At 66.2% G+C, this 19,294-nt stretch carries 23 protein-coding genes and 1 tRNA gene; 13 read left to right on the top strand and 11 right to left on the bottom strand.

The annotated features are described in order from the left end of the window. Window positions 1–4: 4 nt before the first annotated feature. From ACK3BB_RS12555 to ACK3BB_RS12545, 3 genes are all read right to left on the bottom strand, one after another. Window positions 5–772, bottom strand: a complete 768-nt coding sequence (locus tag ACK3BB_RS12555) for a hypothetical protein (protein WP_428924981.1) — start codon at window positions 770–772, stop codon at window positions 5–7. A gap of 351 nt (window positions 773–1,123) precedes the next feature. Continuing rightward, entirely contained in the window at window positions 1,124–1,348 is a 225-nt protein-coding gene (locus ACK3BB_RS12550; protein ID WP_428924980.1) for a hypothetical protein, read from the bottom strand. 279 nt (window positions 1,349–1,627) lie between these two features. After that, window positions 1,628–1,915, bottom strand: coding sequence for a hypothetical protein (locus ACK3BB_RS12545; protein ID WP_428924979.1), 288 nt, complete (start codon window positions 1,913–1,915; stop codon window positions 1,628–1,630). A 398-nt stretch (window positions 1,916–2,313) separates the two neighbouring features. On the opposite strand from ACK3BB_RS12545, the gene ACK3BB_RS12540 reads away from it, so the two are divergent. From ACK3BB_RS12540 to ACK3BB_RS12510, 7 genes are all read left to right on the top strand, one after another. Then, entirely contained in the window at window positions 2,314–2,676 is a 363-nt protein-coding gene (locus ACK3BB_RS12540) for a helix-turn-helix domain-containing protein (protein WP_428924978.1), read from the top strand. A gap of 387 nt (window positions 2,677–3,063) precedes the next feature. Beyond that, the gene (locus ACK3BB_RS12535) at window positions 3,064–3,390 is read left to right on the top strand and encodes a hypothetical protein (protein WP_428924977.1); all 327 of its coding nucleotides are present in this window, start codon (window positions 3,064–3,066) and stop codon (window positions 3,388–3,390) included. Window positions 3,391–3,407: 17 nt separating this feature from the next. After that, a complete protein-coding gene (locus ACK3BB_RS12530; RefSeq protein ID WP_428924976.1) occupies window positions 3,408–4,241 on the top strand; it encodes a DUF2303 family protein in 834 nt (277 codons plus the stop codon). A gap of 11 nt (window positions 4,242–4,252) precedes the next feature. Continuing rightward, window positions 4,253–4,567 (top strand): hypothetical protein, encoded by a 315-nt coding sequence (locus ACK3BB_RS12525; protein WP_428924975.1) that lies wholly within the window; start codon window positions 4,253–4,255, stop codon window positions 4,565–4,567. Beyond that, on the top strand, window positions 4,564–4,761 hold the full coding sequence (locus ACK3BB_RS12520) for a hypothetical protein (protein WP_428924974.1): 198 nt from the start codon (window positions 4,564–4,566) through the stop codon (window positions 4,759–4,761). Before ACK3BB_RS12525 ends, ACK3BB_RS12520 begins: the two co-directional genes overlap by 4 nt. 175 nt (window positions 4,762–4,936) lie before the next feature. Continuing rightward, window positions 4,937–5,776, top strand: a complete 840-nt coding sequence (locus ACK3BB_RS12515; RefSeq protein ID WP_428924973.1) for a ParB N-terminal domain-containing protein — start codon at window positions 4,937–4,939, stop codon at window positions 5,774–5,776. A 5-nt stretch (window positions 5,777–5,781) separates the two neighbouring features. Continuing rightward, the gene (locus ACK3BB_RS12510) at window positions 5,782–6,459 is read left to right on the top strand and encodes a hypothetical protein (protein ID WP_428924972.1); all 678 of its coding nucleotides are present in this window, start codon (window positions 5,782–5,784) and stop codon (window positions 6,457–6,459) included. A gap of 327 nt (window positions 6,460–6,786) precedes the next feature. On the opposite strand, the gene ACK3BB_RS12505 is transcribed toward ACK3BB_RS12510, so the two are convergent. Then, window positions 6,787–6,862: transfer RNA gene (locus ACK3BB_RS12505), tRNA-Thr, on the bottom strand. A gap of 152 nt (window positions 6,863–7,014) precedes the next feature. Here ACK3BB_RS12505 and ACK3BB_RS12500 point away from each other — a divergent pair. Beyond that, on the top strand, window positions 7,015–7,890 hold the full coding sequence (locus ACK3BB_RS12500; protein WP_428924971.1) for a hypothetical protein: 876 nt from the start codon (window positions 7,015–7,017) through the stop codon (window positions 7,888–7,890). A 92-nt stretch (window positions 7,891–7,982) separates the two neighbouring features. Here the strand turns inward: ACK3BB_RS12500 and ACK3BB_RS12495 are convergent, their stop codons facing one another. After that, complete coding sequence (locus ACK3BB_RS12495) at window positions 7,983–8,243, bottom strand: DUF2312 domain-containing protein (RefSeq protein ID WP_428924970.1); 261 nt, start codon at window positions 8,241–8,243, stop codon at window positions 7,983–7,985. Between the two features lie 174 nt (window positions 8,244–8,417). Here ACK3BB_RS12495 and ACK3BB_RS12490 point away from each other — a divergent pair, with 174 nt between their 5' ends. After that, on the top strand, window positions 8,418–8,636 hold the full coding sequence (locus tag ACK3BB_RS12490) for a hypothetical protein (protein WP_428928732.1): 219 nt from the start codon (window positions 8,418–8,420) through the stop codon (window positions 8,634–8,636). A gap of 149 nt (window positions 8,637–8,785) precedes the next feature. Here the strand turns inward: ACK3BB_RS12490 and ACK3BB_RS12485 are convergent, their stop codons facing one another. Continuing rightward, the gene (locus tag ACK3BB_RS12485; protein WP_428924969.1) at window positions 8,786–8,995 is read right to left on the bottom strand and encodes a hypothetical protein; all 210 of its coding nucleotides are present in this window, start codon (window positions 8,993–8,995) and stop codon (window positions 8,786–8,788) included. A 363-nt stretch (window positions 8,996–9,358) separates the two neighbouring features. On the opposite strand from ACK3BB_RS12485, the gene ACK3BB_RS12480 reads away from it, so the two are divergent. The 3 genes from ACK3BB_RS12480 to ACK3BB_RS12470 are packed head-to-tail and all read left to right on the top strand — an operon-like array spanning window position 9,359 to window position 10,632. Beyond that, window positions 9,359–9,787 (top strand): YeeE/YedE family protein, encoded by a 429-nt coding sequence (locus ACK3BB_RS12480; protein ID WP_428924968.1) that lies wholly within the window; start codon window positions 9,359–9,361, stop codon window positions 9,785–9,787. Further along, window positions 9,787–10,218 (top strand): DUF6691 family protein, encoded by a 432-nt coding sequence (locus tag ACK3BB_RS12475; RefSeq protein ID WP_428924967.1) that lies wholly within the window; start codon window positions 9,787–9,789, stop codon window positions 10,216–10,218. The genes ACK3BB_RS12480 and ACK3BB_RS12475 overlap by 1 nt, the downstream gene beginning before the upstream one ends. Next, window positions 10,219–10,632 carry a TIGR01244 family sulfur transferase gene (locus ACK3BB_RS12470; protein WP_428924966.1) on the top strand — a complete coding sequence of 138 codons (414 nt, stop codon included), beginning with the start codon at window positions 10,219–10,221 and terminating at the stop codon, window positions 10,630–10,632. A gap of 679 nt (window positions 10,633–11,311) precedes the next feature. Here ACK3BB_RS12470 and ACK3BB_RS12465 read toward each other — a convergent pair. From ACK3BB_RS12465 to ACK3BB_RS12445, 5 genes are all read right to left on the bottom strand, one after another. Further along, the gene (locus tag ACK3BB_RS12465; protein ID WP_428924965.1) at window positions 11,312–12,538 is read right to left on the bottom strand and encodes a FliM/FliN family flagellar motor C-terminal domain-containing protein; all 1,227 of its coding nucleotides are present in this window, start codon (window positions 12,536–12,538) and stop codon (window positions 11,312–11,314) included. Window positions 12,539–12,702: 164 nt separating this feature from the next. Next, a complete protein-coding gene (locus ACK3BB_RS12460) occupies window positions 12,703–15,402 on the bottom strand; it encodes an ATP-binding protein (RefSeq protein ID WP_428924964.1) in 2,700 nt (899 codons plus the stop codon). A gap of 15 nt (window positions 15,403–15,417) precedes the next feature. Continuing rightward, window positions 15,418–15,783 carry a hypothetical protein gene (locus ACK3BB_RS12455; protein WP_428924963.1) on the bottom strand — a complete coding sequence of 122 codons (366 nt, stop codon included), beginning with the start codon at window positions 15,781–15,783 and terminating at the stop codon, window positions 15,418–15,420. A 128-nt stretch (window positions 15,784–15,911) separates the two neighbouring features. Next, entirely contained in the window at window positions 15,912–16,292 is a 381-nt protein-coding gene (locus tag ACK3BB_RS12450) for a response regulator transcription factor (protein WP_428924962.1), read from the bottom strand. 87 nt (window positions 16,293–16,379) lie between these two features. Then, on the bottom strand, window positions 16,380–17,684 hold the full coding sequence (locus tag ACK3BB_RS12445) for a helix-turn-helix domain-containing protein (RefSeq protein ID WP_428924961.1): 1,305 nt from the start codon (window positions 17,682–17,684) through the stop codon (window positions 16,380–16,382). A gap of 225 nt (window positions 17,685–17,909) precedes the next feature. On the opposite strand from ACK3BB_RS12445, the gene ACK3BB_RS12440 reads away from it, so the two are divergent. Next, on the top strand, window positions 17,910–19,256 hold the full coding sequence (locus ACK3BB_RS12440) for a substrate-binding protein (protein WP_428924960.1): 1,347 nt from the start codon (window positions 17,910–17,912) through the stop codon (window positions 19,254–19,256). The last annotated feature ends 38 nt before the right edge of the window (window positions 19,257–19,294 follow it).

The following is a 19,294-nucleotide window of genomic DNA, read 5'->3' as shown; positions in this document are numbered from 1 at the left end:
GCCGTCATGCCGACGCCCCGCGCGCCGCGTGCCAGATCTGCTGGACCCGCGCCAGGGTGAGCCCCTGGTCGGCGGCTACATCGGCCAGCCCGGCATAGCGCCCCCCGGTTGCCAGCACGACCTCGCGCAGCGCCGCGGGCACATTCATGCCCACCTCATCCTGCTGCTTGGCCCGAGGCGCACAGCACAATTTGCGCGACCGCGGCGCGACCGGCGCGACGGGTAGCCGGTCCGCCGGCGGGCTATGCGCCTCGCTTCCCTCGGGCACGACCGGCGACACCTCCATCTGCTTTGCCAGCTTGCGCCGCCTCTCTCGCGCCCGGCGTCGCAGGACCACGCGCTTCAATCGCGCCGCATACCTGCCCTCGACAGACAGGCCAAGGCGTCGCGCCTTGCGATACACCGTGTCCGGTGACATCCCGAACACCCTCAGAAAATAGGCAAGCGGCGCCCCGGATTCGTATGCCGCGACAAATCCGTCTGGCACCTTGATGTTCGGCCCGGGTGACCGCATCGGCAGGCAGGCGTCTGTCCGCCAGCGCCTGATCGTGACGTCCGCCACGCGATACTTTTCCATGAGATCGGACTGGCGCCGCGCTTCCGACCACTCCAACCCGAAGCCGATCGGGATCGGGCGCCGCCCCTTGGCGAACAGCCCCGGCCGCGCGACCTCGGCATCCCGGCGCAGCGCGGCATTGCCGCCCTCGGATCGCAAGTAGGCAACGCGGTGGAGCTCCAGCTCCAGGCGATCTGCCACCTCCGGATCCGGCATGTGATCCCATGCGCGCAACCAGCACCATAAGGACACCGGATCATAGGCGCCGCAAGACAAGCGCCGAGGCGGGGAAACATCACCCATCACTGCCCCTCGCTCTTTCGCGACCAATATTCGCAATCGACAACCCGACCGCCGTTCACGCCCTCAAGACCACGCTTCGCGCAGGCCGCCACGCAACGGATCCGGGGACCGGTGAAATGCACGCAGGCCCCACAACAGCGCTGCAGATGCAGTCGACAGAGCGGAAGCTTCGGGTTTGATCCAGTCGGCCTCGGCCGCAGGAAACTGATGGACATGCACCCCTCCTGGTTGTCGTTCACGCGCAGGCATGCAGTGACCCCGAGGTCACAGCCGCCCGCGCATTCGGTCGATTTCATCAGCAAGCCGCCGCAACTGCGCCGCGGTGCGCTCATCGGTAAAACCCGAAATCAGCGCCCGCTCGATCCGCAGCTCCGGCTCGTGAATGCCGAAAGCCACACCCGTCTCGGGGTGGCGGGTGATCCGCCAGACCCACTGGCCGGCCGGCAGATCGACAGTTTCTATCGGCCGGATCGCCTGCGCGCCGCTCATAAGGAAACCCCGCCCGAGGTGGCCCGGGCCCGAAGGCCCGAGCCGTTCTCATTCAGGGGGGTTAAACACGACCGGGTTTCGCGCCCGTCCGCGCTCATGCCGCAGCTTGCCCCCTGCGGCGCGGGGATCTCGGTTCCGACCGGACAGGTCATGAATTCCCTGCCTTCCCGGCCTTGAAAAGTTTTTCACCGGCGCAGAACAGGCACCGTGACACCTTGGGCCAGCCCCAACGGGCCGGCCGCCGGGACATGGCCAGAAGCCAGTGGCCCAACCACGCCCTCATGAGTCCCGCCTCCCCAGCAGATGGCCGAGGAACAACCCCGGCTGCATCGTGATCAGAGCCGACAGATGCAGCGCGCTCGGCAGGGTGTCGCCGCGCAGCCAGTACCGGATCGTTCGGGCCGAGATCGGCTCGCCCTTCTTGTCCCTGAAGTAAAGCCGTGCCTCCTCCGCCAGCCCCTGCTCGCTGTCATGGCCGGAAAACTCGGCCCACAGGGCCTTGATCACCAGGTCCTTGAGCGGCTGCTCTTCGCTGGGAAGCGCCGATTTTCTGAAAGACTTTTCCACACGCCGTGTCCTATCCATTGGATGTGAATGGTGGTTTTGGACAGGAAAGGAACGGACGGGGGCGGTCATTCGACCGTCTCCGCTTCGCCGGGATCGCGCACATCGAGGAAACTGAACAACCTCTCCGGACATGCGACACCGCGCTCATCGCAGAGCGCACGGATCGCCAAGAACCACCTGGCCGGCAACTGGCCACTGGAGACGGCAGCGCTGACGGCCGTTTTCCCTACGCCAACGCGGTCCTGTATGGCCTTTCGGCCAATCAACTCGCAAAGGTCTGCGACTGTCGCGATGTCTTGAACTGGTCTCATACCCAAGCGTTAATCCAAAAAAAATGAACTTTCAATATCCAGACCGACGGCAGTTCAAGTTTTTTGGATCACAGGTATAAGCCTGACATGCACTTCGAGACCATGACGCGCCTAGCCAGGACATCAGACACAGGCCTCGCAGCCTGCGCCATCCGCCTGCGCGCGGCCCGCCTTTTTACCGGGAAGCAAGCCCAGGAAATTGCCAAAGAATGCGGCGTATCGAAAACCGTCTATAGCAACGCCGAAAACGGGATTAGCTACCCGAACAGAGATGTCATGACCCACCTATATCGGGCTTATCGCATCGACTTTAACTTCATGATGAACGGCGACGTCGCCCAGCTGCCCGGCGACGTCCAAGAAAGACTGTTTGACGCCCTCCAGCGCGCCAACGATGAATGGGATCGAAAATCCAGTTCAGATCGACATCGAGAAAGACAGCACCCCTAACCAAAATCATTGTAATTTTAGACATCAATCTCCCCCCAAAACAACAATCGGTGACCTTCCTTAATACGTGCAAGGTAGAGCAAAGCGCTTCGCCGCAACCTCGGGCGGAGCGCTTTTAGTTGCCAGTGTGAACTATCACACAGCCCCCCGGGCATTGTTTCCCACCCCATCCACCCACACCCAACGACTTAAGGGGCCAAACGAGGCCGCCAAGCTCACACGCCACTCCGGCCCTGAGCGCAGATGGATTCGCCTCAAGCTCAGTCAAAGTCCAATATTTCTGGACATTTTTGTTGACAGTCCAGTTTTTGTGAACTTAGTGTGCCGTCAGGTACGGAGCCGCCGAAGACGCCGGGCAGCTCGCGGCAAACCCGATGGGAGACCGACATGGCGAAACCCGAAGACCTCAACTTTCTGACCTTCCTGCAGTCGTTCCGTCGCGGCGCGCTGATCTCCGAAGCCGACGACCGCCTCGCCGAGCTGGTCGACGCGCTGGAAGAGCGCGGCGGCAAGGGGAGCCTGACGATGAACATGGCGGTCTCGGTCAACAAGGCCGGCCAGATCGAGATCAATCCGACCGTGACGGTGAAGGTGCCGGCCCGCGCGATCGGTACCGGCATCTACTGGGCCAATCACGGCCGCTTGAGCCGATCCGACCCGAACCAAACCGACATCGAAGACTACATCGGCAGCCGCGAGAGGGCAGCCGAATGACCAAGAGGAGCCAACCCATGGAAGACCATGCAAGCACCGCCGCTGCCGCGCACCCAGTCCGGGCCTTGGACGCCGCGCTGGAAGCCGCCCGCGTGTCCGCCCCCGTCGTCGACGGGCACAACGGAAACAAGATCCTCATGCTGCCGCGCGGGTTCACCGCCCAGGTCATCGAGGATGACTATGCATTGCCGCCGCAAATCAGCCAAAGCGTGACGGTCGACAAGGCGGAATCGGCCATCGCCTACATCAACCGGTTCCGCTCGGACAATTCGGTGCTGATCGCAGACAATGACAGCGGCGCGATCACGGCCCGGCTTGACTGGCACCACCACAACGCCGCCGAGAACCCCCTGTCACCAAGCCACGATGACCACCGGGTGACGTTCGTGTTGCGCGCATCGGAAGAATACGCCCGCTGGAACGGGGCCGAAGGCCCGATGCATACACAGGAAGAATTTGCCCGCTTCCTGGAGGAGAATGCCGTCGACATCGCCGACCCCGAACCCAGCGTCATGATCGAGATCAGCAGGGATCTGGAAGCCAGTCAGGGCGCCAAATTTTCATCCAAGACGCGCCTCGAAAACGGCGACCGAGCGTTCAGCTACGAAACCGAGACGCACGTGAAGGGCGACATCGTCATCCCGCGCAGCTTCTTCCTGAACATTCCGCTCTACCATGGCGAAGAACCCGTTCAGCTCGAATGCCTGTTTCGTTGGAAGCCCACACCGGCAGGCCTGCAACTGGGCTTTGCCTGGCGCAGGGTCGAATACATGCGCCGCGCCTACTTCGAACAAATCGCAACCCGCATAGCGGAAGAGACCGGCCTGCCGCTCTTCTTCGGCCGCGCCTGACGGAGCCCAACATGACCAACCCCACCACGACCCGCCGCCAGCGCCGCGCCTACGATCTGGGCGAGCGCATCCTGCTAGCCGCCTCGGCCGGCCACACCGAAGACGACCTGCGCGCCATCCTGCGCTGGCAGCCCATGGACCTGGACGAAACCGAACAGGGCACAAGCTTGCGCCTCTACGGCCACCAGACCGGCCGCCACGGCAGCGCCTATGGCGCGATCCTGGCCTGGGCCCGCCTCGCGACCGAACAGGAGACTGTCGAGCGCCGCCGCGACCTGATCCGCAACACCGCCGCCTTCCGCGCGGCCCGCCCGGCCGCCGCATGAACTTCACGTTCAGCATGTGCAGGGCACTGACGGCCGAAGCCCGGGAGATCGGCGGCGAACACCGCCTGGTCATCCAGGACGAGGCCGGGGCCCGGATCTCGATCCTCTTCGCCACGGCCGCGGGCGCGGCCTATGCCGCCGCCGGCATCGTCGGCGGGCGGGCCGTCGATCGCGACGTCATCGACGACACCTGAGACTGCTGGCCGCTGCGTCCCACATCTGCCCGCAAGCGGCCCACTTGGCCGGGGCCCAGGCCCCGGCCCTTTTCCAACACCGAGATCCACGCCCGAGAAGGAGCGGGCGGGGATGACGCGGCGGGGCTTTTTCCTCCCCGGCGGCCCCGCCGCGGCCAACCGACAGGAGACCGGCATGAGCGTTCGAACCGTCGACACTGGCAGCAGGCCGCAACTGAGCTGCAACCCAGGTCCACCGCCCGAGTTGCGATGGATCCCGGTCAGCCGGCTGATCCTCGATGACACGTACCAGCGCCCGCTGCTGGTCAGCAATTGGCGCCAGATTACCAAGATCGGCAGCAACTTCTCTTGGCAACGGTTCGGCGCCTGCCAGGTCGCGCCGGCCGGCTCTGGGAAATTCGCAATCATTGACGGCCAGCACCGGGCCCATGCAGCCGCGCTATGCGGAATCCGCGAGGTTCCCTGCATGGTCGTTCCGATGACCCTGTCCGAACAGGCGGCCGCGTTCTCCGCCATAAACGGCACGGTCATGAACATCACCCTATTCCAGGTCTACCGAGCCGCCTTTGCAGCACGTGAGGCCTGGGCTGTTGATGCGCACGAGGCGGTTTCGGCGGCCGGGTGCACGCTCATGACGTCGAACAAGACGGCATCCGCCAAACTCCCCGGCGAGGTCTACGCCATAAGGCTGATCGCAAAGACCGTGGAGGCGGGCGAAGCCGCCGTGGTGACCACCGGCCTGGCGGCGCTCAAGAACTCTGAGCATGGCGCAGACGATCCGTCCCTCTTTGGCGGATCAATCCTGACAGCGTGGTTTCGAGCTCTTGCAACGGACCAGCGTTTCCTCAAGCTCGACCTCAAGACAGTGGTCGACCAGGTCGACCTTGTCGAACTGTCTGAGGAATGCCGAACCCGGGCCAAGTTGTCCGGGGGAAGCCGCAACGCGATCGCCGCAGATCGCATTCGGGGCCTGCTTCGGCAGGTTCAAGCCCAGCCACGGGCGGCGGCGGAATGAATTCGATGCGCGTCCTGATCGGCTGCGAGACCAGCGGCATCGCACGAAGGGCATTCGCCGCTCTCGGCCACGACGTTTGGTCCTGCGATATCGCGCCGGCTGAGGATGGCAACAACCGCCACATTCTGTGCGACATCCGCGACGGCATCCTGGCAGAAGGCTGGGACCTGCTGGCCGTCATGCATCCGCCCTGCACACGCCTGTGCCGCTCCGGCCGGCGCTGGATGAGCGGACCAGGCAAATGGACGCCTCCGAAGCAGCTGCCGCGGGGACGCACCTGGCCGGACATGCGCGCTGAATTCGAGGAAGGCGTCAGCATCTTTACCGCCTGCTGGTCTGCACCGATTGAGCGGGTCGCGATCGAGAACCCGGAAATGAACGACCTCGCTCGGGACCGGATGCCGAGCGACTTGCCCGCCCCACAGATGGTTCAGCCGCACTGGTTCGGAGAACCGGCCTACAAGGCGACCGGCTGGTATCTGCGCGGACTGCCTGAGCTGGTCGAGACCGCCCCCCTGGAGGAGCCCGATCGCGGGACGGAAGACTGGCGCCGGTGGAACCGCGTCCACCGGATGCCCCCGGGGCCCGATCGGGCGCGACTGCGCAGCCGGTCCTTTCCCGGCATGATGAACGCAGCCGCGGCACAATGGAGCGCGCACGCCATGGAGGACATCGCAGCATGATGACCATCGACCAGCTGACGGCCGCGCTCATCGCATGGGCCATCGGCGCACCCGCCACCCTGGCGGCCATCTTCGGCGCTGCTGCACTGGGGGTGATCTGATGGCCACACCAGTTACGTGCCGGCCGAGCCAAGCGAAAGAGACATTCGGAATTTCACGGGCCACTCTCTATCGGTGGGCGGAAAAGGGGCACATTCGTCTCCACAAACGCGCTGGCTTGACCTTTGTTGTGGTGCAAGAGGTGATGGATTTCATCACCGGCGTGGGGGACCAGATGGGGGACCATCAGCCTAAAGACTGATTTTCCTCAATAATATCAATGATGAGTGGTGCCCCCACACGGACTCGAACCGCGGACCTACTGATTACAAATCAGTTGCTCTACCAGCTGAGCTATAGGGGCGTGGGCGACCGGATACTGCGAAACCACGGCCTTCGCAAGCCGCAATCCGTGGCGCATCGCCGCCCGCGGCAGCCGAACGGGTTTGACCGGACCCCGGTGACGTATTACCTCGGGACAATCCACCGCTTACACGTCAGGCCCAATCGGCAGCCATGCAGATCATCCTTCACACCGGCGCGCATTTCACCGAAGACGACCGCCTGATCAAATGCCTCCTGCGCAACAAGGAAGACTTCTCGCGCCGCGGGGTCGCCGTGCCCGGGCCCGGGCGCTACAAGAAGCTGCTCAAGGACACGCTGAACGCCATGCGCGGCACGACCCCGCGCGACGAGGCCCGCGACGTCCTGCTGGATGCCATTCTCGACGACGAGAAGGCCGGGCGGATGATCCTGTCCAACGCCCATTTCTTCGGCGCCCCCCGTGCCGCCCTGCGTGACGGGCTGCTCTATCCCAATGCCCAGGAAAAGATCAGCCAGATGCGCCGGCTGTTTCCCGATGACGACCTGGAAATCTTCATGGGCCTGCGCAATCCGGCCACCCTGCTGCCCGCGATCTACCGGGAATCGCCGCGCGAAGAGCTGGACGATTTCCTCGAAGGCGTCGATCCGCGCGACATCCGCTGGTCGGAAAGCATCACCGCCATGCGCGTTTTGAACCCGGCCATCCCGATCACCGTCTGGTGCAACGAGGATACCCCGCTGATCTGGGGCTCGATCATCCGGGCCATGGCCGGCCTGCCCGAGGGCGAGAAGGTCATCGGCAGCTTCGACCTGCTGGGCGCGATCATCTCGACCGAGGGCATGCGGCGGTTCCGCGCCTACCTGGCCGATCACCCGGTGATGACCGAAGAGCAGAAACGGCGCGTCATGGCCATCTTCATGGAAAAATACGCGCTGGAAGACGAGCTCATCGAAGAGCTGGAAATGCCCGGCTGGTCGGATGCGCTGGTCGAGGAAATGACCGATATCTACGACGCCGATTTCGAAGCCGTGCGGCAGATCCCGGGCGTGACGGTCATCGCGCCCTGAGGCTTCGGTGTCGCGCCCCGGGGACCGGCGCGCGACGGTGTGGCATGGCGGGCGGTCCGGCGCCCCTGGCGGGCGCGGCGGACCGGCCCAGCTTACATCATGCCAAGCGCTTCCTTGTAGAGCTCAAGCACCGCCTCTTCCTCGGCGATGTCGTCCTTGTCGCGCTTGCGCAGGGCGATGATCTTGCGCATGACCTTGGTGTCATAGCCCCGGGCCTTGGCCTCGGACATGACCTCTTTCTGGTGCTCGGCCAGATCCTTCTTTTCCTGTTCCAGCCGTTCGTAGCGTTCGATGAACTGGCGCAGTTCGTCTGCGGTCACGCGGTAATTCGCTTCGGTCGGGGTCTCGTCCATCGGGATCTCCGTTGTGCCTGTGGTTTGCCGGTTCCGGCCTGCTCGGGCGCATTGTCATGAATGGCGTATCGCGATTACCCTCCCCCGGCCCGTATCGCAAGCCCCGCGGGCCGGGCCTTGCGCCCTGCCCCGCGATCGGTTAGCCGCGGGTCGCGATCAGTGAAGGGGGCGCGTCTGATGGAAATGATGGTCTGGGCGGGCGCCGCCCTGTCGATCCTGGGTCTGGCCGGGCTGATCTGGTCGATCCTGCGCGTGATGCAGGCGCGCCGACGCACCAGCGACGACGAGGAGTTGCGTGCGGCGGTCCAGGCCGTGCTGCCCTACAACCTCGGCGCGCTCTTCGTGTCGGTCATCGGGCTGATGCTGGTGATCCTGGGCATCTTCCTGGGCTGATCGCCCCGCCCCGTTCCAGTTTGCCGCGGGCCTCTTCCCTGTGACCTGCCGGCTGTGGCCTGCCCCCAGTCATGACAACATCGCGCCGGAGGGCCGGCGCGATGCATGATCTTGGGGGTACTTGATATTGGGGGTCTGGTCGGCCCGCCCTAGAGCGGCACGTTGTCGAACCGGGCCTCGATGACTTCGCTGACCAGTTCCGCGTCAAGATTGCGCAGCCGCGCCGGCACATGCTGGCCGTCGCGTTCCATCCTGCGCAAGAGCCCTTCCAGCTCGGGCTGAAGGGCAATGCGGCCGGCAGCCGTGGCCCCGTTGATGCGGACCTCGAGGTCCCGCGCCACCTTATTCAGATCGCTCATGTCGTCCTCCCCTGGTTACGCGACGCGCGCCCTCACCCGGCCGCGTCACATGGCAATATAGACTAAGGTGCTAACACTTCCTTGACATGCCTCAATTCCGGTCAGCGAAGTATCGCTCTTGTGTCACATTCAAAAATACGTATATGTATTACCCAGAGAATCCCGACGCTTCTGTTGCGGATCCGCGCCGGTGCCGACCTGCGCCGCTGGCCCACGCAACCGGGCCGGTGGCGGGCTCTTGCCGGTTTTCCGGGCACTCGCGCGGCCTGATCCCCGAGGTTCGGGCGGATGCGGGTGCGCGCCGCAGGACTGGTGATTCTCGGTGGCAAGATGGGGACGACCAAGAAAGGGACTTGCGGATCCATGCAGATTGACTGGATTTATGGCCTGCTCGGCGGGCTTCTGATCGGCACGGGCGGGGCGGTCTACCTGCTGGGCGTCGGCCGGATCATGGGGGCCAGCGGCATCATCGGCGGGCTGGTCGACGGCAGCGGCCGGAACACGGCCCGCGACCGGCTGGGCTTCCTGGCGGCCATGTTCGCCGTGCCGCTGGTGCTGTTCCTGCTGACCGGGCGGACGGCAGACACCCACCTGACAAAAAGCTGGGCAGTGATCATCGCGGCCGGCTTGCTGGTGGGGATCGGCACGCGCATCGCAAATGGCTGCACCTCGGGCCATGGCGTCTGCGGCATCTCGCGCTTTTCGCTGCGCGGGATCGTGGCCACCGTGTTCTACATCCTGGCCGGCGGGCTGACCGTGGTGGTGTTCCGTCATTTTCTGGGGGTGATCTGATGCGCTTGGTGTTCTCGATCCTCGCCGGAGGGCTGTTCGGCGCCGGGCTGTTCCTGTCGAGCATGACCGATACCGACAAGGTCCAGGGTTGGTTGGATGTCTTTGGCCAATGGGATCCGACGCTGGCCTTTGTCATGGGCGGGGCGATTTTGCCGATGATTCTGGCCTGGCGGCTGACCCGCGGGCGCAAGCCCCTGGCCGGGGGCGATTTTCCGCCGCCGCCCGCGCCTCGCATCGGACACCGGCTGGTGCTGGGATCGGTGCTTTTCGGCATGGGCTGGGGGTTGGCCGGGTTGTGCCCGGGGCCGGCGGTGGCCTCGCTGGGCTATGGCGGGGCCGGTGGCCTTGTCTTCATGGCCGCGATGCTGGTAGGCATGAGGGCGGCCCCCGCGATCGGGGCTCGGATCGACCGTTTGGCGGAGGCTTCCTGAATGGAATTGCGCAAGATTACCGACACTTACAGTGTCAGCCCCCAGATCGACATGGCCGATCTGCCCCTGATCGCCCAGGCCGGGTTCAAGCGCGTGATCTGCAACCGGCCGGACGCGGAAATTCCGCCCAGCCACCATGCCGAGGCCATGGCCGCGGCGGCCCGCGAGGCCGGGCTGGATTTCCAGATCCTGCCGCTGACCCATCAGACCATGACGCCCGAGAATGTCGCCTTGCAACGGTGTTACATCGACGATGCGGACGGCCCGGTGCTGGCCTATTGCGCCTCGGGCACGCGGTCGACGATCTGCTGGGCCCTGGGCCAGGCGGGCGAGATGCCGGCCGACCAGATCCTGGGCCAGGCGGCCGAGGCCGGCTACAACCTGGAACAGCTGCGCCCCGCCCTGGAGGGCTGAGCCGATTGCCGCGAGGCCCGGCGCGATGACGCCCGGGCCCGGCACATTCGGGCCGTCGTCATCTGACCGCGGTTGGGTCCTTGGCGATTGTTGCGCCCACAACCTCTGTTGCATCCACGGCCTCTGTTGCACCCGGGCCTCTGCTGCATCCGCAACCTCTGTTGCATCCGCGACCTCTGCTGCATCCGCGACCTCTGCGGCACCCACGACGGCTGTTGTGCCCACGACGATTATTGTATCCTTGGTCGCCGCCGGAACCTTAAGCGCTCTTGGCTCCATGAGCCTCGTTGGCCCCGCGACCGCTTTGAGCCGGTCACACCAGACGCTTCCACATCTATTCTGCCTGTGTACCTCCACATCAAATCTCCGCTCCGTCGCGCCAGTCTTTCGCATGTGCACGAGGCCGCACGCAAATAAGCCCTGAGCCCTGAGCCCTGAGCCCTGAGCCCTGAGCCCTGAGCCCTGAGCCCTGAGCCCTGAGCCCTGAGCCCTGAGCCCTGAGCCCTGAGCCCTGAGCCCTGAGCCCTGAGCCCTGAGCCCTGAGCCCTGAGCCCTGAGCCCTGAGCCCTGAGCCCTGAGCCCTGAGCCCTGAGCCCTGAGCCCTGAGCCCTGAGCGACAAACGCGGGGGCCATGCCGTGTCAAGCGGTTGCCTCACCTTTCGCCCTGCCCCTGCCCGGCCTATCGCCCGTTGCCATCCAGGTCGGGCAGACCGGTCATGGGCTCGGCCAGCTCGTTCATCGGGTCCGGCAGATCGGGCAGGTCCGGCAGGTCAGGCAGGCCACCGTCATCGCCCAGTGACGGCAGGCCGGCCAGCTCGGATATCTCGGCCGCGGCATCCTCGGTCGAGAATCCGTCGACCGGATCCTCGCCGCCAAGCCCGCCCAGGTCCGGCAGCATGCCGGCATCGCCCCCTGGCCCGGCATCACCCATCATCCCCAGGTCACCGATGCCGCCGGGTTCTCCCCCGCCGAAACCACCCAGATCGTCGCCAGGCCCCATGGCCGCCCCCGGACCACCGCCCAGGCCCGCCATCTCGCCCATGCGCCCGGGGGACCGGCCGCCATGGGCCGTGAAACTGTCTTCGAGCGGCGGCGGCTTGTGGCCGAGGGGATTGATCCGCACCGCCCGGAACCCGTCGGCCTGGCCCAGCCGCCCCGTACCCACGCGGCGACCGTCGATGGACACCAGCTCGGTCTTTTCCATCCGCGCCTCGGCCAGCGGCAGAACCTGTCCCGGCCGCAACCCGTTGAGCACATCCAGCGGCAGCGACACCCGGGCCAGAACCGCGCGCAGCTCCGCATGAACGGCCATGGCGGTGTCTTTCATCAGCACCGGCTCGCCGGGTTCGCGTTCGACGGTGTCAGGCTCGGGCGGCGGCGCATCGGGCAGCAGGAAGATCATCCGCCCCTGGTGCATTCCCACCGCCACGTCGACGGTCAGCTCGGCCCGCAGGTAGCTTTCGGCATCGAAGGGCAACAGCAGGCTGCGCACGTCGGGCATCCGCCGTTCGACCCGCAACGCCGCGTAAGGCGTGGCCCCGCGCAGCTTTTTCAACAGATCGTCGATCAATGGCGCGGCCAGCGCCGCATCGGTGCCGGTCAGGCGCCGGTCGGGAGAGATCTCCTTGGCCACGGCGCCCAATGTCTGGTGCTGGACCAGGGCCGAGACCAGCACCGGATCCATCAGCACGCCGGCCCGGGCCATTGGCGGGGCCGACAGGCTGAGCAGCAGCCAGCCGTCTTCCAGACCTTCGGACAGGTCGGCCAGGGCGATGCGCCGCTGATGCGCCCCGATCAGCGACAGGGCCAGGCCGAACGTCTCGTCGGCGACACGCGGCAACGCCTTGCGGAACGCGCGCAGCAGCGCCAGGTCCGCCGGCGCCGCGGCTTCGCGTCCGGTGGCCAATTTGCGCCTGACGCCCGTCACCATTCCAACTCCGCTGCCTTGTCCTGCCTACGATTCCCCCACCGACGGACCAGGCCGCCGCGGAGTTGATCCAGTCCTAGCCCCCACAGGGTTACGATCCGATTACCGCAGGCCGATTAGCCGGACCCTTTGGCCGACCCCACCTATTGTGCCGCAACTTGCAGCATCTTGGGCAGGGTCACGCGGAACGCCCCGCCGCCGCGATCGGGCAGGTAGACGATGTCGCCGCCCAGGCGGGTCATGATCTCGCGGCAGATCGACAGGCCCAGCCCGGCCCCACCGGCCTTTTCCGCCGCCACGCGGGCGAATTTCTCGAAGACCATGGATTGCGCATCAGCCGGGATTCCGCTGCCGTTGTCGACGAAATCCACCGCCACGCGGCCGCCGATCATGTGCACCGATATCGTCAGCGTCGGGCTGGATGCGTCACAATACTTCTGCGCATTCGTGACAAGATTTATGAAAACCTGCTTCAGACGGTCGAGATCGGTATAGAGATCGGCCTGTTCGTCGGCCCTCCGCCGGTGCACGGTCAATGGCCGTTCGGCCCCGGTCAGGGCGGTGGCCGCGGCCTGGTCCAGCACGTCGCACAACAGGCCCTGGCGCAGGTTCAGGTTGACCTGGCCGCTTTCCAGCACGCTGAGATCGAGCAGGTCGTCAAGCAGCCGGGTCAGGCGCAGGGCCTCGTCGAGGATGATCGCGGCATAGCGCTTCTGGTCCTCGGCCTGCAGACCGTCGTGATCGCGCAGGATCTCGGAAAACGCCCGGATCGAGGTCATCGGCGTGCGCAGCTCGTGGCTGACCTGGCTGAGGAACCCGTCCTTCTGCAACGAGATCTGGGTCAGTTTCTCGTTGGCCTCGCGCAATTGCCGGGCGGTGCGGGCCAGCTCGGCCGACTTGGCTTCGAGCTGGTTGGAATATTCCAGGATCTGGGCCGATTCATTGGCCACGGCCATGAGATCCTCGACCGACACCGACGAGCCGCCGACGATCTGGCCGACCATGGCATGGGCCGTGGCCGCGCCGACCGATCCGCCCAGCTCGCGTTCCAGCCGGCTGAGGAAATCGGGCGTCGGATCGGGCAGATGGCCGGGCAGGCCCTGGCGCTCGGCCTCGCGCTGGAACAGGGCCTGGGCCTGGCCGGCGCCCAGGATCCGCTGGGACATGATCATCAGGTCCTCGCTCTGGGCGGCCGAGCGGGTCCAGCCGCGCGGGCCGGCGGAATGATCGAAGACATTGACGAATTGCGCGCCCTGCAGCCGTTCCAGCGGCGAGGGGAAGGTAAAGAGCGAGACCAGGCAGAAGACGGCCGTGTTCAGGGTCAGGCTCCACAGGGCGGAATGCACCAGCGGATCCAGCCCCGAGATGCCGAAGAGCGCATAGGGCCGCAGCCAGGCGATGCCGAAAGGCCCGGCCGAGACGATCTCGTGGGGCATGACGCCGATGCCCAGGCCGGGCAGAAGGGCGGTATAAAGCCAGACGGCAAAGCCCACGATCAGCCCGGCCATGGCCCCGGCCCGGCTGGCCCCGCGCCAGAAGATGCCGCCGACCAGGGCCGGCAGGATCTGGGCGATGCCGGCAAAGGACACCAGGCCGATCGAGGCCAGGGCCACGCCGCCGCCCGACAGCTTGAAATAGAAATAGCCCAGGGCGATGATCCCGGCGATCGAGATCCGCCGGGCCTGCAGGACGATGCTGCGCACGTCGCCGGAAAAGCTGGCCCCGCCCCGGCGCAGGCTGAACCAGATCGGCATGACCACGTGGTTCGACACCATGGTCGACAGGGCCATGGCCGCGACGATGACCATCGAGGTGGCCGAGGAAAAGCCGCCGAGGAAGGACAGCATGGCCAGCCCGCCCCGGCCTTCGGCCAGGGGCACCGACAGGACGAAGAGGTCGGGATTGGCCCCGCCGGGCATGATGTCCAGGCCGATCACGGCGATGGGCAGGACGAAGAGGCTCATCAGCAGCAGGTAGAGCGGAAAGGCCCAGGCCGCGGTCTGCAGGTGGCGTTCGTCGTCGTTTTCGACAACCATGACCTGGAACATCCTGGGCAGGCAGACAAAGGCGGCGGCGGCAAGGAAAGTGATCGTCGTCCAGCGCCCGCCATCCATGCGCCAGTCGCCGATTTCCGAGGCATCGATGCGGGCCAGCGTGTCGACCAGGCCGTCGGACACGCCCCAGACGACAAAGATGCCCACGGCCAGCAGGGCGATCAGCTTGACCACGGCTTCCAGCGCGACGGCCGTGACCACGCCGTAATGGCGTTCGTTGACGTCGAGGTTGCGGGTGCCGAAGAGGATGGCAAAGACGGCCAGCCCGGCGGCCACCCAGAAGGTCGTGCCCCCGGCCACGTCGCGCAGGGCCGTGCCCTGGGCCGCATCCATCCCGTCGGCGCCGGCGAAGATGCCGAAGGACAGGGTGATCGATTGCAATTGCAGGGCGATGTAGGGGGTGATGCCCACGACGGCCAGGATGGTGACCAGCACGGCCAGGGTGTTCGACTTGCCGTAGCGGGCCGAGATCAGGTCGGCGATCGAGGTGACCCGCTGGCTGCGCCCGATGCGCACCAGCTTGCGCAGGCCCCACCACCAGCCGATCATGACCAGGGTCGGGCCGATGTAGATGGTGACATATTCCAGCCCCGACGACGCGGCGTAGCCGACGGCGCCGTAGAACGTCCAGGCCGTGCAGTAGATCGACAGCGACAGGGTGTAGACCAGCGGCGAGCCCAGCCAGGGCGTGTTGTCGCGCCGGGCCCGGCGGTCGGCCAGGAAGGCCACGGTGAACAGCAGGGCGACATAGGCCAGGCAGACGATGATCAGGATGTTGAGCGATGCCATGCCCTGCCCGCCCCGTCAGAGCCCGCCGCCGGTGGCCGGTTCGCGGGCTTCCTCGTCTTGCCAGCGCCGGGCCGAATGGCTGAGCAGCCCGGCCACCAGGATCAGCACGGCCCAGCAGCCGAAGACATAAATGAAGGCCCGCGAAGCCGGCACGCCCGCCGCGCCGTAATCAGGCTGGGGCCAGAGCAGGGGCAAGAGGAAGAGCAGCGCGCCCAGGATCGGCAGGATGCGCGCGGCATCCATCATGCGGCGGCGACGGTAGCTGCTGCGTTCGAGGAAGATCGACGGGCGGACCCGTGCGGTGACCGGCGGGCGGTCGTCGGTGGCGAGGGTGGATTGCGCGGCCGGGGGGTGGTCAGCCGCGCTGGCCGGCTGCCCCACATCGGCGCCGGTCGCTGCCCGCCCATCCGCACGGGCCGGGGGCCGCTCATCGGCCCCGGCCGGGGCCGCCTCGCCATCGGCGGCGGCCGGCCGTCCGGGGCCTCCTTCGCCTTGCCCCGCCGGCCCGCTCACGGCCCCGGGGCCTCGGCCACCAGGTCGCGCACGGCGCTCAGCACCTCGGCATTGGAAAACGGCTTGGTCATGAACCGGCTGACCCCGGCCCGTTCGGCCATGTCGCGATCGCGCGACTGGCCCCGGGCCGTCAGCATCAGCACCGGCAGATCGCGGAAATCGGCCAGCGCGCGCAGGTCGGCCAGGATGTCCATCCCGCTCTTGCCCGGCAGCATCATGTCCAGGATCACCAGGTCGGGCGACACCCGGCGGATCACCTCGACCGCATCGCTGCCATCGGCATGGGTATCCACCCGCCAGCCGTCGCGCGACAGCAGGAATCGGATGGCCTCGATGATGTTCGGTTCATCCTCGATAAGCAGAACGTGCCGGCTCATCAGCGTGTCTCCTCCCCCGGGCTGGCCGGGTTGTCCCGGCTGACGCCCAATTTTGGCCCGGAACTTATCCGGCCGCATTGGCATAAGTCAAAACCCTTCGCTCAGGATCGACGGCTCGCGCCGGGCCGGGCAGCCGCTGCGCGGGCAGACCCGGCAGGTGCTGCCCACCGGATCGGGCGCGGTTTCGGCCCGCCCGCCGGGCACCCGGCGCACCAGCATCGTCGCCTGGTAGAGTGGATCGCGGTTGAATTCGCGCTGGCCCACGGGCTGGGAGATGGCAAAGGCATCAAAGACCGCGGCCCCCCGGCCTTCCTGGGTCAGCAGCCGTTTCAGCGGCGCGGCGGGCCGGGCCAGGGCCGAGAACAGCGGCCAGAGCGGACAGGTCGCGCCGAACCGCGGGACGGCGAAACCATCGACCGGCTTTCGGAACAACAGGCTGCCCGCCCCGTCGCAGATCACCAGCCCGGCCGGATCGGGCAGCACGTCGCCGGGCATCGCCGCCAGCCGGCGCAGCACCGACGCCAGGTCGGTGGCAAAGACCTCGGCCAGGGCCAGGGGCGCGAAGCCCACCCGGTCGAGCGCCTCGCGCATCCGGTCAAGCGGCATCCGCCGGGCGTCGGCGGCATAGCGGGTCAGCATGTCCGTCGCGATCTGGCGCGCCGCCCCGGTGGTCAGCTCGCGGCTGTCCTGCACCAAGGCCTCGACCGGCGCCCCCGCCACTTCGAGCGCGGGGTAATGATAGGCGCTGGCCGCGACAAAGGCCTCAAGCTCTTCCTGCGGCACCCCGCGCCGTTCTTCGGCCACCCCGCTTTCATCGAGGTAATCGACCAGCGCCTTGCAGCTTTCGGCCAGCCGCAGGCTGTCCTCGTTGAGATTTCGGTGGAACCGGTCGCGCCATTCCCGCTCCAGCTCGCCGGGCTCGGCCAGGATCGAGGCCGTCGACCGGATCGCCGCGGCCGTGGACAGCAATTCATGCACCGAGGCCGCGAGATGGGGATCATGGGTCAGCCGGTCGCTGAGGATCTGCACGGTGCGCTCCAGCGAGGCGATCCGCCGGTGCGCCCCGGCCAGCACCTCGGCCCAGGCCGGGAAGCGCCCGGCGAATTCATCGGCCCGGTCGGTCTCCTCGGCGGTGATCTCGGCATCGGCCGCCGCCTCGCGCAGCGTGGCGATCAGCGTGGCCTCGGCGCCTTCGGTCAGCATCGACGGCTCGACCCCGAGCGCCTGGGCGATATTGACAAGCAACTTGCCGCCGATTCTCCTGCGGTTGTGCTCGATGAGGTTGAGATAGGACGCGGAAATGCCGATCTGTCGGGCCAGGTCGGCCTGTTTCAGCCCGGCCATGGAACGGCGTTCGCGGATCCGGCTGCCCGTCAGGGATTCCCGTGCCATCGTTAACCTTTGCCTTTCCTACGACTTCTCAACGGCTTTCTGCAGCGCAGCATAATCTTTTTTACAGACGCGCAGATTTTCTGTTTATCTATTTACAAAATTTTCCTGCCCTTCAAGGGACTTATTGCGTCATTTTCTGACCGTGCAAATACTGAAGGCGCACAATCGTGCCTGGGCGGCGCGGAAGAGGAGCCGAACCGCCCAATTCACGCAAGGGAGGAATACATGTCCAAACAGAACGTCACCCGTCGTGGTGTCCTCAAGACCGGTGCGGTCACCGGTGCCGGCGTCGCCCTGCCGACCATCTTCACCGCATCCTCCGCCGCGGCTTTCACCAACGAACCGACCGGTTCGACCGTGACGCTGGGCTTCAACGTTCCGCAAACCGGAGCATATGCCGACGAGGGCGCGGACGAGCTGCGGGCCTATGAACTGGCCGTCGAGCATCTCAACGGCGGCGGCGACGGCGGCATGCTGAGCACCTTCTCGTCCAAGGCCCTGGACGGCACTGGCATCCTGGGCAAGAAGGTCGAGTTCGTCACCGGCGACACCCAGACCAAGTCGGACGCGGCCCGGGCCTCGGCCAAGTCGATGATCGAGAAGGACGGCGCGGTGATGATCACCGGCGGCTCGTCCTCGGGCGTGGCGATTGCCGTGCAGGGCCTGTGCCAGGAAGCCGGCGTGATCTTCATGGCCGGGCTGACCCATTCCAACGACACCACCGGAAAGGACAAGAAAGCCAACGGGTTCCGCCATTTCTTCAACGGTTACATGTCGGGCGCCGCGCTGGCCCCGGTGCTGGCCGCGAATTACGGCAATGACCGCAAGGCCTATCACCTGACGGCCGATTACACCTGGGGCTGGACCCAGCAGGAATCCATCGCCGCCGCCACCGAGGCGCTTGGCTGGGAAACCGTCAACAACGTGCTGACCCCGCTGGCCTCGACCGATTTCTCGTCCTACATCGCGCCGGTCCTGAACTCGGGCGCGGATGTGCTGGTGCTGAACCATTACGGCGGCAACATGGTCAACTCGCTGACCAATGCCGTGCAGTTCGGCCTGCGCGACAAGGTCGTCAACGGCAAGAACTTTGAAATCGTCGTGCCGCTCTATTCGCGCCTGATGGCTCGGGGTGCCGGCGAGAACGTCAAGGGCATCTTCGGCTCGACCAACTGGCACTGGTCGTTGCCCGACGACGGGTCCAAGACCTTCGTGAAATCCTTTGGCACCAAGTACGGCTTCCCGCCGAGCCAGGCCGCCCATACCTGCTACGTGCAGACCCTGCTCTATGCCGATGCCGTTACCCGCGCCGGGTCGTTCAACCCCTGCGCCGTGGCCGAGGCCCTGGAAGGGTTCGAGTTCGACGGGCTGGGCAACGGGCCGACGCTCTACCGCGCCGAGGACCACCAGTGCTTCAAGGACGTGCTGGTCGTGAGGGGCAAGGAAAACCCGACCTCGGAATTCGACCTGCTGGAAATCGTGGAAATCACGCCGCGCGGCCAGGTTGAATACGCCCCCGATCACCCGATGTTTGCCGGCGGCAACCTCGGGTCGTGCAACCCGGGCGCCTGATCGCCCCGGTCACCGGGCCGTTCCGGTCCGCCTTTTGC

Origin of the sequence: Marinibacterium sp. SX1 (genome assembly GCF_050389775.1) — a bacterium.
GTDB lineage: Bacteria > Pseudomonadota > Alphaproteobacteria > Rhodobacterales > Rhodobacteraceae > Marinibacterium.
Note: the sequence above shows the minus strand (reverse complement) of the source record. Positions and strands in the feature narration are given on the sequence as shown.